The 13,918-nt window shown below is 54.2% G+C and carries 13 protein-coding genes; 1 reads left to right on the top strand and 12 read right to left on the bottom strand.

The features are described from left to right. Position 1: 1 nt before the first annotated feature. The 12 genes from ACYVBJ_RS02180 to ACYVBJ_RS02125 all read right to left on the bottom strand — a co-directional run bounded on the left by ACYVBJ_RS02180 (position 2) and on the right by ACYVBJ_RS02125 (position 12,789). Positions 2-472: a hypothetical protein gene (locus ACYVBJ_RS02180; protein WP_460980667.1), complete on the bottom strand. Its 471-nt coding sequence runs from the start codon at positions 470-472 to the stop codon at positions 2-4. An 83-nt stretch (positions 473-555) separates the two neighbouring features. Further along, entirely contained in the window at positions 556-711 is a 156-nt protein-coding gene (locus ACYVBJ_RS02175) for a hypothetical protein (protein ID WP_460980666.1), read from the bottom strand. Positions 712-907: 196 nt separating this feature from the next. Continuing rightward, entirely contained in the window at positions 908-1,474 is a 567-nt protein-coding gene (locus ACYVBJ_RS02170; RefSeq protein WP_460980665.1) for a hypothetical protein, read from the bottom strand. 89 nt (positions 1,475-1,563) lie between these two features. Beyond that, positions 1,564-2,940: an alkaline phosphatase family protein gene (locus tag ACYVBJ_RS02165; RefSeq protein WP_460980664.1), complete on the bottom strand. Its 1,377-nt coding sequence runs from the start codon at positions 2,938-2,940 to the stop codon at positions 1,564-1,566. Positions 2,941-3,021: 81 nt separating this feature from the next. Beyond that, a complete protein-coding gene (gene eboE / locus ACYVBJ_RS02160) occupies positions 3,022-4,245 on the bottom strand; it encodes a metabolite traffic protein EboE (protein ID WP_460980663.1) in 1,224 nt (407 codons plus the stop codon). Between the two features lie 50 nt (positions 4,246-4,295). After that, positions 4,296-5,468 (bottom strand): 3-dehydroquinate synthase, encoded by a 1,173-nt coding sequence (locus tag ACYVBJ_RS02155; RefSeq protein WP_460980662.1) that lies wholly within the window; start codon positions 5,466-5,468, stop codon positions 4,296-4,298. Between the two features lie 80 nt (positions 5,469-5,548). Beyond that, positions 5,549-6,577, bottom strand: coding sequence for a glycosyltransferase family 9 protein (locus ACYVBJ_RS02150; RefSeq protein WP_460980661.1), 1,029 nt, complete (start codon positions 6,575-6,577; stop codon positions 5,549-5,551). A gap of 110 nt (positions 6,578-6,687) precedes the next feature. After that, positions 6,688-7,677 carry a glycosyltransferase family 2 protein gene (locus ACYVBJ_RS02145; RefSeq protein WP_460980660.1) on the bottom strand — a complete coding sequence of 330 codons (990 nt, stop codon included), beginning with the start codon at positions 7,675-7,677 and terminating at the stop codon, positions 6,688-6,690. Between the two features lie 145 nt (positions 7,678-7,822). Continuing rightward, the gene (locus ACYVBJ_RS02140) at positions 7,823-9,610 is read right to left on the bottom strand and encodes a carbamoyltransferase family protein (protein WP_460980659.1); all 1,788 of its coding nucleotides are present in this window, start codon (positions 9,608-9,610) and stop codon (positions 7,823-7,825) included. 54 nt (positions 9,611-9,664) lie between these two features. After that, a complete protein-coding gene (locus ACYVBJ_RS02135) occupies positions 9,665-10,786 on the bottom strand; it encodes a glycosyltransferase family 9 protein (RefSeq protein ID WP_460980658.1) in 1,122 nt (373 codons plus the stop codon). Between the two features lie 24 nt (positions 10,787-10,810). Further along, entirely contained in the window at positions 10,811-11,413 is a 603-nt protein-coding gene (locus ACYVBJ_RS02130) for a D-glycero-alpha-D-manno-heptose-1,7-bisphosphate 7-phosphatase (RefSeq protein ID WP_460980657.1), read from the bottom strand. A gap of 53 nt (positions 11,414-11,466) precedes the next feature. Beyond that, entirely contained in the window at positions 11,467-12,789 is a 1,323-nt protein-coding gene (locus ACYVBJ_RS02125) for a glycosyltransferase family 4 protein (RefSeq protein WP_460980656.1), read from the bottom strand. Positions 12,790-13,059: 270 nt separating this feature from the next. Here ACYVBJ_RS02125 and ACYVBJ_RS02120 point away from each other — a divergent pair, with 270 nt between their 5' ends. Then, positions 13,060-13,812 (top strand): SDR family NAD(P)-dependent oxidoreductase, encoded by a 753-nt coding sequence (locus ACYVBJ_RS02120; RefSeq protein WP_460980655.1) that lies wholly within the window; start codon positions 13,060-13,062, stop codon positions 13,810-13,812. Positions 13,813-13,918: the final 106 nt, after the last annotated feature.

The raw sequence follows: 13,918 nt of genomic DNA, 5'->3' as shown, positions 1-13,918 counted from the left end.
GTTACCACCAGAAAAGGCCCAGAAACCGCGTCGGGCGATACGTAAACCGGGTCAGCTTAAACTGCTTTTTTCGGCTGTTGTAGCGGTAGTAGTGCGAACCAACCCGAATCACGGATTTACTCGATAATTCGCTGGGTTTAAAATCGTCTGCCAGCGTATGCAAGCTACCTTTTGTTTGGCTGGCAATAGCGAAATAATCGTTCTGAAATGGCAGTTCCGTCGTACTTCCGGTAGTTCCACAGAGCACGACATGAACCGGTGCCGTTACGTTGCTGAGCAGGCGCATGTCTTTAACTGTGCTGATGTTATCTGCAATCAGAATCAGATGCTTCGCCCTGGGGAACGTTTTCTGTGCGTACAGCAAAGCTTCTACGTCATTTTCAGCCTCATCATCGTTCTGAATCGTGTTTCGAGCGGCTCTGAGCATCAACGGAAGTGCTTTGATAGCGTCCCAGTCACGGCTAACAAACATTTGTCCCGGAGGGCCGTCCGGACGGGTTTGTTGACCAAGGCTGTCGCAGTCGGTAAAAAATACAAAGCCCTTAATCGACGGATTTACGGCGTTTTACGTAACCACGCAAACAGTTGTGTCGTATAAGGATACATGCTCGTGGTCAGGTCGCACACAACAACCGCGTCGGGCCATTGGGAGAAGTTACGAGCCAGTGTTTGATACGAGGTTGAATCATGCCCGAAATCTGCCGTTAACATCTGCTGTTGAATAGCGGTTTCTTCCGGGCTAAACACGACGGGTTAAATACCGGTTAAAGGTCTTTGTTCACCAGGACGAAGCAATGGCTAGAAACGCTGGCAAACCGCGATACTTTTTCTGAAGTCGTATTAACGAGACGAGCCAGCATACAAACGGGTATATGCTGGCTCGTGCGTGATGATACGTACCGGAGTGCTATTTCGGAGGATGCGTTTGCTCGGCGGACTCGATTGGGTTGTGTATGCCCATGCCCGCTACGTTGAAACAGGAGCTTTGGTTGTCGCTTTTGCACTCAAACAGGTCAAACGACTCTACGCCTTTGTCGAGCCGCTCGAAATAGAGCACGAAAGGTACTTTCTCATCATTCTTGATTTCCCGCGTTTGGGGCGACATGGGAATACCTTCGGTTTTCAGTAAGGCATACGTCTTTTTCCCGTCCGACGACGCCAGTACCGCTTTCGGATTGAACGAAATGCTGCTGGCCCCAAAGTAATTGTTATTTCGTTCGTTCGGGTCCTTGCCAAACGTCATGTACAGTACTGTATAACTAGCCGTCAGCCGAATATCCGTTACGCGAATGTCGGGGTCCTGCGAATGGCCCAGGCCACCGTGCGGGTCAGGATAAATTCGGGGCCGGAGCGCGTATGTCGTTTGATTCGGCTGATAGTACTCAGCGCCATCGGCCGGAGCATTTACCGCCGGAGGGCGACTCGATGTGCAGGCTGAGCCGAACAGAAGCAGGAGAACGACAAGAGCTTTCATGATGAAGTTGTTCGTTGTCAATAACCGGCAAGGAGACTGATTTGTTACCCCGCGTTTCTACGCCCAATTTAATGAGTATCAGTCAGCAATTACGCAGGTACACCCGCCGAAATCATCTCCCAGATCTGATCATACACTGCGGTAGCTGATAAAGACGGACCGACGTTGCGGCTACTCACAAATACCGGATGATGTTCGCGAGCGGTACCGATCCGCCCGTGGGAGCCCTTAACGAGTGTTGCGTCGAGCGAAATTACGTTCATCAGGTAACGGAAGCCGAGCAGTTTCCGGCCGAGTTTATACCCGGCTTTGAGCTTGATCAGCGGATTGGTCTGATCCATGAACATCTCAACGGGGTCATAACCCGGCTTTTGGTGAATGGCCACCAAACGGGCATAGTCCGGAGCGCGGGCATCGTCGAGCCAGTAGTAATACGTAAACCAGCTATCCGCATCGGCCATGACAACAAAGTCGCCGGAGCGCTCGTGATCTATGTGGTATTGCTTCTGCTGCTCCTTGTCGAGCACTAACTCAATACCCGGCGTTTTCTCCAGCATGGAGCGAACGGTGCCGTATACGGAGGGGTCGTTGATGTACACATGGGCAATCTGGTGGTCGGGCGTAGCAAAAGCGGGTGAAGCGCCCGCGTCGAATACTTCCAGACCCCGTTCTTCGCGGTAACGTATCAGACCAGCCTCGCGCAGCATCCGGTTGATGTGAATCGGTTTGCTGACATTCGTGATGCCGTACTCGGAAAGGACGATTACCTCGGCATTCTGCTTTTCGTAGTGTTGAATCAGATCCCGGCAAACGTCGTCAATCTCGCGCAGATCATTGGCGATTTTGGTAAAGTCCTGGCCGAATTTCTGGAGGCAGTAATCCAGGTGAGGCAGGTAGATTAAAGTCAGCGTTGGGTCATGCCACTTGTCGACCAGCAGGGACGCGTCGGCAATCCAGCGGCTGCTTTTGATGGTTGTAGAAGGGCCCCAGAACTGGAATAAGGGGAACGTACCCAACTCGTTTTGCAGTTTATCGCGCAGGTCGCCGGGATGCGTGTAGCAATCGGCAATCTTCATTCCGTCGGATGGATACTGCGGGCGGGGAGTGGCCGAAAAATCCGCGGTGGAATACATGTTGTACCACCAGAACATTTTCGAGACGGTGAAGTTGGGATCGATCTTTTTCGCGCGTTCCCAGATCTTTTCGGCTGTCACCAATTTATTGGACTGCTTCCAGAACTTCACTTCGGAGTCGGTGCGGTCGTACCAGCCATTACCAACAATACCATGTTCGCTCGGCCATTTTCCGGTTACGTAGGTCGACTGAACAGACGTTGTCACGGCGGGCAGCATAGGGTCAATGGTCGCCTGATGCTTATTGGCAAACCACTGTTTGAGAAAGGGCGTATGCTCGCCGATCAGCGAATACGAAAGGCCCACTACGTCGAGTACTACGGTCTTTTGCATAGATCAATGAATATCGTCTACCAGACAACGAAACAGAACTCAGAGTGATTTCGCTGTCCGGTACACCCTGTTCTTCATTTATTAAACATGATTCATTACCCACTTGACTTCCCGTTCGATCGAATCAACCAGATCGGCTTTCAGCCCCTCCGGCAGTACGTCCCAGGTATAGGTTTCGGCCTCAAACTGGTTCGTGAACGCCCGATCGGCCTGCAACCGTAACACCTCTACGATGTCGTCCTGGGTTGACTGCAATACGCCGTAGTCCTTGACGAAAAGCGGTACGTGGAAATGGGCACGCCACTCGACATGGGCTTCGTTGAAAGCGGCCAGGGCTTCGGGTAAGTCCGGAAAACGCAGCAACTCGCCTGACTTCGTCCGGGCGACAACCTGATGCAGATAGGTTGGCTCGTTAAACCGCTCAAACGCCTGCCGGACAGCCTCGCGAGCTTCCGCATCCTCCGGGAACTCAGCTTTCAAAGCAGCACTGATCTGCACTTTACCTACCCGCAAGCCATAATTTTTGAGCTTGGCCAGCACATCGGCCGGTTGCTCGTAACCCACCGCGAAATGGCAGACATCGTAACAGAGTCTGACGTGCTCGCAGATGGCGGTTTCGGCGGCATCGTCGGTTAAGCCAAACTGCTCCGTTAACTGCTCAATGCCCATCGGCAGCAGATAATCCGTGAACCAGGCGATGAACTCATCGGCGGTTTCGATCACGCCATCGGGCTCCGGTTCCAGGTCGAGGTGCATCAGCCGGTCGGTTTGCTGCCGAAGCCGGATCAACTCGGCAACAACTTCCAGTACGTTCTGGGTGGTCTGCGAATAGATATAATCGCGGGCAGCAGGTTGATCCCACTCGAACCAGTGTCGATAGGAAAGGGGCGAAGTCGATACGCCACCGGGAATGGGATTGCCTAACTCATCGACCGGCAGCAGGATCGACAGGAGCCGGAATAACCGCTTGGTATAGTCAACCCGGGCTTCGGTAGTCCAGTCGGGGGTATGCACCTGGTCTTTAACAACCGTGTGGTGAAAGCCACCGAACGGGAAGCCGTTCATGGTGAATACGTAGCAGTCGTTGTCGGCTAGCCAATGCTGGAACGCCACCAGGTTTTCGGGCTGCTCCAACTCTTCGCTCGCCTGATTCGACACCCGCAACCCGATACCGAAGGGGGCATCGGGCGAGAGTCGTTTTTTTACTTCAGGAATGGCTTTCTGCAGGGCGGCAAAATGATCGGCCCAGCTTTCGCCGGGGTGTATGTTCGTGCAGTAGCCGAGGTGTCCGAGAGAGGTCTTCATCACATAAGAAGACCTGCCGGGTAACGAACCGGGCAGGTCTGGTGGTTTGGTTAAGCGGGTTGAGATTCGGCAGTTGGCTCCTGTTCTTTCAGGGTCGCGATGGCCTGCCGGATGCGGCTGGTGTCCATTTCGTGCACTTCAACGCCCCGGCCAATTTCGTTCAGCAGCATAATGGTAAGCTGCCCGCCGAGGTGTTCACGGAATTCACTTAACCCGTTCAGGATGCCTGCGCTGTCGTCGGCGTCGAGCATAGGCTGATACAGCGCGAAGCCGAGCGTACGTAACGTATTCAAAACCCGATTTGTATCGGCGTCGGTTAGCCAGCCGAGTTGATTCGAGTAGATCGTGTCGAGGGCTATGCCGATCGCGACGGCTTCGCCATGCCGCAGTTCGAAATTGGTGAGCTGCTCTAGTTTATGAGCGCTCCAGTGACCAAAATCCAGCGGCCGGGAAGAACCCATCTCGAACGGATCGCCACCCGCAATGTGCTGTAAGTGCATTTCGGCACAGCGATGCACGAGGTAATCCATGGCGGTCATGTCGCGGGCGGCCAGTGCTTCGGCATTGGCTTCGATCCACTCGAAGAACGCCCGGTCTTTGATAAGCGCTACTTTAATGGCTTCGGAAATGCCGGCCCGCCAGTCGCGTTCATCGAGCGTAGTGAGAAATACGCTGTCGTTAAACACGGCAACCGGTGGCACAAACGTACCCAGGAAGTTCTTTTTACCCCGATAGTTCACGCCATTCTTTACGCCCACACCCGAATCGTTCTGCGATAACACTGTCGTTGGAATCCGGATATGCCGGATGCCCCGGTGAGAAATCCCGGCTGCGTACCCAACCATATCAAGCACCGAACCACCGCCAATGCCGGCGATGAACGAATGCCGGTCGATGCCATACCGATCTACGGCATCGACAATCGTTTCGATAAGCGCCGGATCGTTTTTGGCCGCTTCGCCACCCGGAACGACCAGTATATGGGGTACGAGTTCAACGAGGGTGCTATGCCTGGCGAAGTAAAGCTTAATATCTGTTTCCAGCTCAGGATGAGCACTTACTACGCCCGAGTCCAGGACAATCAAAAGTTTTTTGCGTATCTCTTCCGTGGCTTGCTGCGTGAAAAAGTCGGCAAGGATACTGTTGTTTGTATCGAAAAGGCGCTCCGTGAAAAAAACGTTGTACGTAAACTGAACGCTGAATGTTTGATGCAAGTAATCCATGAAGGAATAAAGGCACGATTAAATACAGATGCCTTCATCTTTCAAAAATACAATCAAATCGCTAATGGTTCCTCATTGTGTCATTTAGACGCAGAAAATAACGGCTGTTGCGCCAACAAATCGCTAACCTCCTGCATGACGCGCTCCCGCGTGGCCTCTTTTTCCAGAACGACGCGGTGTGTAGCCGCATCCAGTGGTGCCCATTCCGCGGGTTTGGCGGAGGTGAATATGACCACACTCGGCGCATGACAGGCGGCCGCTACGTGCGACACCCCCGTATCGTTACTGACCAGAACGGCCGCACCATCGAGCAGGGCGGCTAACGCACCCAGGTCGGTTTGCCCGGCAAGGCTGATGGCGTTGTGCTTCATCTGAGCCTGCACAGTGTCGATAATGGGCTGCTCACCGGCTGTGCCCGTCAGTATGATTGTATAACCTTGCCCGGCTAAGGCATCACCCACCTCGGCAAAGCGACGTTCGGGCCAGCGACGACCCGATATGCCCCCCGCGTGCAGAATGGCGTACTGATCCTGCGGGCCTACGTAATTACTGAGACATTGGCGGGCTTTAGCGCGATCCTGCCCGGTAATCGGAAATTCCAGATCGTAGCCCCGGTCTGGAATACCGGCAAAAGCCATCAGATGCACCCAGCGCTTCACTTCATGTTCGTGTTCGGGATAGGGTGCGAACAGGTCAGGATTTGGGAAAAAACGTTCGGGATGATGCAGTGGGTAGTAGCCAACTATCGCTTTCGCGCCAAACAGCGTGATCATGGCGTTGACCAACGTACCGTTGCCCTGCATCTGAAACACCACATCCCAGTTACGGGCCTGCATTTGCTGCAAAAATTCGACGGAGCGCTGCGCATCGAACAGCTGTTCGGGCAGACCGGGCCAGCCGGGAAAGCTGATGAACTCATCGAAATAATCGGCGTATCGATCCACGAATTCCGTGGCCCAGGGCAAACTAATCAGGGCAATGTGCGCCTGGGGATAAGCCTGACGTAACGCCCGGAAAGCTGGTACCGCGCAGAGTAAATCACCTAGTTTGATCGCCCGGAACACCGCAATACGTTCCGGCGGGTGAGAAAGAAAGTTGTTGAGTGCCATGCGATTCAGGTTTGTAAGGGCATCCGGGACATTGACGTACCTCCCGGACTAGCTTAAAACAAAGAGTGTCGGGTTAGAAGGCCCGACACTACGTTACGTTTTACCCGGCGTTACCAATACAGAACTCTGTATTTGAACGCGCCGTACAGTCGCCAATAGACGGACAGGAACGGCGTGGCCAGCCCCGTCAGCAGGGCACGTTTCAGGTCGAGCCAGGTGATTCGGTCTTCGGGCAGGTAACGTACCACCAGGTCAGCCGTGAGCAACGTCCACAGCCCTAAACCCGTGGATGCCACCATTCCCTGACCAAGTACGAGTCCGATGAGGCCAAAGAAAAGACCGGCAACCAGTATATAGTACTGCAACACGAGCCCCCGGTACGTGGGGATACGCTCGCGGAACAAATGCGGGTGACGTTTGTAGAGCAAGGCATCATAGCTGTTTTTCCGTTCGTCGCGCAGGGGCGCATACCAGGGGTACTCGCGCAGCGGATGCACAATAATCGCTTCCGGGCATCTTCCAATCGGAATACCGGCCTGAATGAGTTTGAATTGCAGGTCGCTGTCTTCGCGCCAGGCAATATCAAAGGCTTCTTCAAACCCGCCAACCCGCTCCAGAGCCGTTCGGCGGCAGAAGCAGTTGGCGGTGATAAACTCGGCCGTTTCCAGAAAAGCCGCTGTGCGGTCGTAGGCTGATGGATTGTCGGGCAGCGGCATCCGCAACTGACCGGTTATGACCTGGGCACCGCGCTTAAACGAAGGCAGAGCCGCCAAAAGCCATTCGGGTTCGGGCAAGCAGTCGTCGTCGGTAAAGGCCACCACATGACCGCGTGCCGCCCGCCAGCCGCGATTCCGGGCCGCGGCCGGGCCGCGCCGTTGGGGCTGCCCCAGGTATCGCACTTCCAGCGGACCACCTGACCGCGCAATTTGTTTGGCAAAGAGCGCAACGGCCGTTTCAGTTTCCGGCGAGTTGCCATCGTCGACCACAATGATCTCAAACTGATCGCGCGGAAGTCGCTGGCGCCCTAAGGCGTCGAGGCATTTAAGCAAAAGAGCCGGCCGCTGATACGTTGGAATCACGACCGAAAATTCAGGGATCATAAGGTTGTTTGTGAATGAGGATTTAGTTGGGTCGCCGTCGCTGCTGCGTAAAACGACCAGGCTAGTGCTGTAAGTTCAAAATTTAAGATTCTTTGAGTAAGCGGATATACTTACGGAACTAGCCTAATCAACATCCTGCAAAAACTTAACCAAAAATTGGCTGAAACTCTTTTGAAACGGCTTCGCTGCTCCGTGACCAGCCTGCACCAGTCTTCTCTAACATAAACGAACCGATTACCAAAGCGTCTAAAGGCGATGTCCAAAACGATTCAACGGCATCGCGTGGGCTGCAAACAACCGGCTCGCCCTGCGTATTAAACGATGTATTGACTAGAATAGGAACGCCGGTCAGCTTATGAAACGCTTTTAAAAGATTGTAGTACGGCGCGTTCTGCTTCTCGTTAACCGTCTGAATGCGGGCTGTTCCGTCCGTATGCGTTACGGCCGGAATTTCGTGTTTTCTGGTTTCGTGAACCTCATTCACAAACAGCATGAACGGCGACTTTCGGGCGTTTATAAAATAATCGGCTGCGTATTCTTCCATCACAACAGGGGCAACCGGCCGAAAATCTTCCCGGTCTTTCAGATCGTTCAGCCGACCCTGCATTTCGGCCGGAAACGGTGGCGCTAAAATTGATCGGGCGCCCAGCGCCCGTGGACCAAATTCCATGCCTTGCTGCATCCAGCCAATAATGTGGCCGTCGGCCAGGTACTCGGCGACTTCTTCCGCTACGTTGTCGAGCTTTCGGTAGGGGAGTTTCGACCATTGCAGAAACCGCTCAATTTCGGCATCGGTATACGCCGGACCCAGATACGCGTGTTCCATTTCGTAAACCCGCTCGTTACTCAGACGCTGTTGGGCGTCAACCCACATAGCCGCGCCGAGCGCCGTTCCGGAATCGCCCGCTGCGGGCTGCACCCAGATGTTTTTGAAGGGACCGCGATCACGCAGCCGGGCGTTCATCACACAGTTGAGCGCCACACCACCCGCCATGCAAAGACTATCGGCACCGGTCCGTTCGTGCAGCCAGTTGAGCAGTTGCAGCACCGTTTCTTCCAGCACCGACTGAACGGAGTGGGCGATGTCGAAGTGAAGCGCTTCCAGCGGACCGCCTTTTGCGCGGGCCGGACCAAACTGTTGCTCCAGGTTCAAGGGCGCGATGGTGTACTGGCCGTTTTCGCCGAGCTGAATCAGGCTCCGGAAATAATCGATGTATTTCGGCTGGCCAAAGGAAGCCAGCGCCATCACTTTGTATTCGTCAGACGAGTGAAGGAAGCCGAGATACGTAGTCATCTGCTCGTACATCAGCCCCAGCGAGTTCGGCAAAGCAACCTCACTCAGTAACTCCATCTGATTTCCCTCGCCCAACCAGTATGTAGTAGACACCTGTTCGCCCCGGCCATCGAGTACCAGCACCGCTGAAGTCGGGTACGGGCTGGGTAAAAACGCACTGGCGGCATGGGCCAGGTGGTGATTCACAAAATGCCACCGCTGCCTGACCTGATCGAGTGTTACGCCCTGGAAGCGCTTCGACAGGTGCAGCGGCACGCCATCGACCAGGTGACCGGGTGCATTCAGAATAGACGATAGAAACAATCCTTCGTATGGATTCTGGAAACCAGGTATGCCTGCCTGTACGCCTTCCGGACGAAACGGAATCTCAACGGTAAGAGACTCTTTACGATCACCGAGCAGCGGATACGGATCGAAGGAGTAAGTGATATGATCAACTTCGGCCAACGTAATGCCCGCGGTTTTCAGGCAGAAATCAATGGCGTTATACGGGAGTTCCCAGGTAGAAAAGGGAACGGGCCGTTTGCCGTGCTTGATGTGGGTGAAGCGTTCTTCTTCGGCGGCAGCCAGTACAACACCATCGTTCACCAGAGTGGCGGCCGGGTCGTGGAAAGCCGCGTTAATGCCAAGGGTATACATGCGTTATGTCTAGTTGAGACGTTTGAATTCGTAATAGTTTTGCTGGCGAGGGTCTTATTGTACGGATACGGTAACCAGCTCGCGCGCTAATTCTTTTACGGCCACCACAACCGCATCGGGTGAGGCCGTTGGCTGCGCCGGTTCCGGAAATTGTTGCAGCAGGACGTTTCGGGAACGAAGCTCGGTTGGTACGTCAAAATACAACACGCGATTCGGCACCTGCCAGGGGGTATGCTGGGGGTTGGTTTTCGCGTACAGGACAATGACCGGTGTTCCCAGCGCTGCTGCCATGTGCACCGGACCCGTATTGTTGGCAATGAGCACCGGCGCTTCGGCCAGTAGGCCCGCTAACGTACCAAGGTCCATCGTACCGGCCAGATTGAACGCATCTTCGCCAATCTGCTGGCAGATTGTATCGACGTACGCCCATTCGGAGGAGCTACCCGTCAGCAGGATCTGGTAATCGTGGATGTCGGCGAGCCGGTGAGCTGCCTTAATGAATCCACTGGCGGGATAGCGCCGTTTTTCTTCGCTGACCCCCGGATGCATGACCAGCCAGGGGCGCGACATGTCGACTCCGGCTTCGTATAACCAGTGCATAGCTCGTTCCCGCGCCCCATCAGGTAGTTGTAAAGACAGCCGCCTGTCGTCGGTATGACAGCCCAGCGTTGCAACCAGATCCAACTGGCGTTCAACTTCATGGCGCGTGGCGACCAGAACTTCGGGGTCAGGTACCCAGTTGGTGAGCAGTTGGTAGGGATTCTCGCGGCAGTAGCCCAGGACGTCCGGAATACCGGCCAGGTAACAAAGCATAGCCGCTGGCAACGGATTCTGACTTTGGACGGTGAAAATAATGGCCGCATCGAAGTCCGCGCTACGTAACGTCTGGGCCATATCCATCACCTGCGCCGACGTATTGAACCGCGTCTCGGGTTCGTTCGTGGCGCGAACCCACGGTACATCGAACGCGATAACGTCGTCGATTTCCGGGATCATCGGGGCTATGGCTGCCCCGACTGAGGAAGTCAGCAGGGTAAGGTGGCAGGTAGACCAGGTTTGTTTCAACGCCCGGAAGGCGGGTGTCGTCATCAGGACATCCCCGAAGTTATCGAGCCGAACGCAAAGAATCCGCAGTGGACCGTTATGGCCCTTGCCCAAGTTCGTCGTGTTATTCATAGCGTTGAGTTTTTAGGTAACCACCTACAATGACGTGCTCGTCAGTTGTGGGCTTGTTATTGGGCGGAGGGGAGTCGTTTCAAGAATCACCGTGGCCGCTTCTTCTAAATTTTTTACGATGCTGGTTGGTGTGCGGTAAGGGCCGGATTGCCATTCCGTTTCGTGACCACGGTCGACCAGAATCGAACGGCATCCCGCCCGGTTGCCGGCTTCAACATCGTTCAGAATATCCCCGATCATCCACGAGGCTGACAGGTCAATGGCGTATGTTCTGGCGGCATCGAATAACATGCCCGGTTTCGGTTTACGACGATCGCAGTCAATGGCGTAGGCCTCAACTGTCCCGGCGGGATGATTGGGGCAGTATTCAAACCCATCCAGCTTCACCGCGAATGGACTGAGCAGTTCATTCAGTCGATTAAAAACGGCTTCCAGCGCATCTTCCGAGAAATACCCCTTTGCTACCCCCGCCTGATTGGATACCACCAGCAGTTGATAGCCCACTCGTTGTAGCCGTTGCAGCGCCGGGCCCGTTTCGGGATAAAGCGTAATCAAACCGGGGTCAGCGTTGTAGGGAATATCCGGAATAAGCGTTCCGTCTTTGTCCAGAAAAATAGCCGGCCGCATGTTATCCAATGGATCTGTTCACGATAGGTGAGGAGGTTGCTTTTGAAACCCGATTAGTTTTTTGACGCGGCAATCGCCGGCGTAGTTATCGGATTGGTGGTTGGTGATACCGTTCGACGCTGCATCTTGCCGGGCGCTAGCTGTCCTGATAAAATCAACTCGTACAGGTTGGCCGTTTGGTGAGCTACCTCCAGCCAGGTATAATGTTCCTGAACGTGCTGGATCGAAGCCTCACTCATTACGTTGCGAAGCTTCTTGCTGTACAATAACGCGGCCAGCTTCGCGGCCAGCGCGGATGGATCGCTGGGAGGCACCAGAAACCCGGTTTCGCCGTCCAGTACAGTCTGTTTAATACCGCCTACTGCTGAGCCAACCACTGGCGTTCCACAGGCCATCGCTTCGAGAGGGGTGATCCCAAACGGTTCGTACCAGGGCGTAGTAACAAATACATCCGCTGCGCTGTAATAGTACCGTAAGGTTTCGCGCTGCCGCCGACCCGTAAACGTCACCCACTGAGCAACGCCTTCGTCCTCCGCCAGTTGTTGCAACCGGCCGATTTCGGGCGTCAGGTCCGGATCGGGCAAATCCGATTCGCCCCCAACAATCAGTAGCCGGGCAACCATGCCGTACGTTCGGCGCAGACACCCCAAGGCCCTTACTACGTTATCGACGCCTTTACGGGGTACAATCCGACCGAGTTGAAGAATAACCGGCTCGGTCGGGTCAAGGCCAAGGACGATCCGGGCTAATGGTTTATCGATTGGGTAGAATTCTTCAGGATTAAAGCCGTTTGGAATGGTGAAAATTTTGGCGGCATCCGCTTCGTAAAAATGACACAGATCGGCGTGGTCCTGCGGACAAAGGGCGATCAACGCATCGGCTTCCTGGATAACCCGTTGCTCGACATTGAGCCGTTCGGGTGGGAATTGATCACACTGCCCCTGAATCTGTTTGCGCACCTCGCCCAGGGCATGAAAGGTTACGGCAAAGGGAATCGACAGCGCCCGTTTGATATTGGCCGCTACCAGACCTGACATGAAAAAATGAGCGTGAATCAATTTATAAGGATCAGTCTGCCGCTCCATGAACTGAATCGTATGTTCCGTAAATTCGTCCATGTAGCAAAGGAGTTCTTCTTTCGGGACAAACGTTTTCGGACCAGCCTGTACATGAACGATGTGGATATTCTCTTTCCAGGAAACGATTTCGGGTTGATCGGGGTCGTCCCAGCGCGTAAACACATCGACTGCATAACCCAGCTTTGCCAGGTGGCTGGCTAATTCGGCTACGGCAATGTTTTGTCCACCCGCATCCACTCCACCTACCAGCGCTAACGGCGATGCGTGCTCACTAATTAAAGCTAATCTGCATTTCATTGAGTAGTTCCATCCGGGGCTTGGTGTCCGCTCGGAGGGTAAGTCTTCTAACGTGATGTACTAAGAATAGTTAAGTCGACTCGGCATGATGAAGCGTTTATATTCAGTTTTTGAGCCAACGGCCCGCCCCTCTTTTTAGAGCTAAAAATCTGAATGTATGGGCATGCAAATCCGGCCGTAAACTATGAATTGCAACCGGCTGATTTTATAAAATTGCAGGGCTTGAAATGCGCTTTATCTTTGCGGAATCGTCTTTACTGCCTTCTCTTTATGTCTCGTATTGCACTCATTACCGGGGCTACATCCGGTATTGGCCGGGCTACCGCCGAAGCCTTCGCTACGCTCAACTATTCTTTAATCCTCTGCGGCCGTCGTCAGGAGCGGCTCGATGAACTATCCGCTCAACTAAGGCAGAAAACGGCCGTAACGACACTCAGGTTTGACGTTCGCAATCGGGACGACGTAGAACAGGCCATCAGTACGCTGCCCGACGGGTGGAAAGCCATCGACATTCTGGTCAACAACGCCGGCAATGCCCACGGTATGTCGCCGATTCAGGATGGTGATCCGGCCGACTGGGACCTGATGATCGACGGGAACGTACAGGGATTGCTTTATGTCTCGAAGATTGTTATTCCGGGCATGATCGAGCGGAAACAGGGACACATCGTCAATTTAAGTTCGATTGCCGGTAAGCAGACGTACGCCAATGGAGCCGTTTACTGCGCCAGCAAAGCTGCCGTGGAGGCTCTCAGCACGGGCATGCGGCTGGACCTTACGCAGCATGGAATCAAAGTGACCAATATTGCGCCAGGGGCGGTTGAAACCGAGTTTTCGGTGGTTCGGTTCAAAGGCGACACGGCGCGGGCCGCTAAAGTGTATGAAGGATTTTCGCCACTCACGGCGACAGACATTGCCGATACGATCGTATATGCGGTAACCGCTCCGGCTCACGTTACCATTGCCGATCTGACGATTCTGGCCAGCGCCCAGGCCGCAGCTACGGTAATTCACCGACAGTAAACGGAAGAACTCTTCCGGTTTAGTCACTACTTTAAAATGCCTTCCGGATGGCGCCGGCTGGTCGGGTCACTGGATGGCTTTGTTGGCTATAATAAAATCGATATTG

Source organism: Spirosoma fluminis (assembly GCF_054778895.1).
The sequence above is the reverse complement of the archived record's forward strand: the minus strand, read 5'-3'. Positions and strand labels throughout refer to the sequence as shown.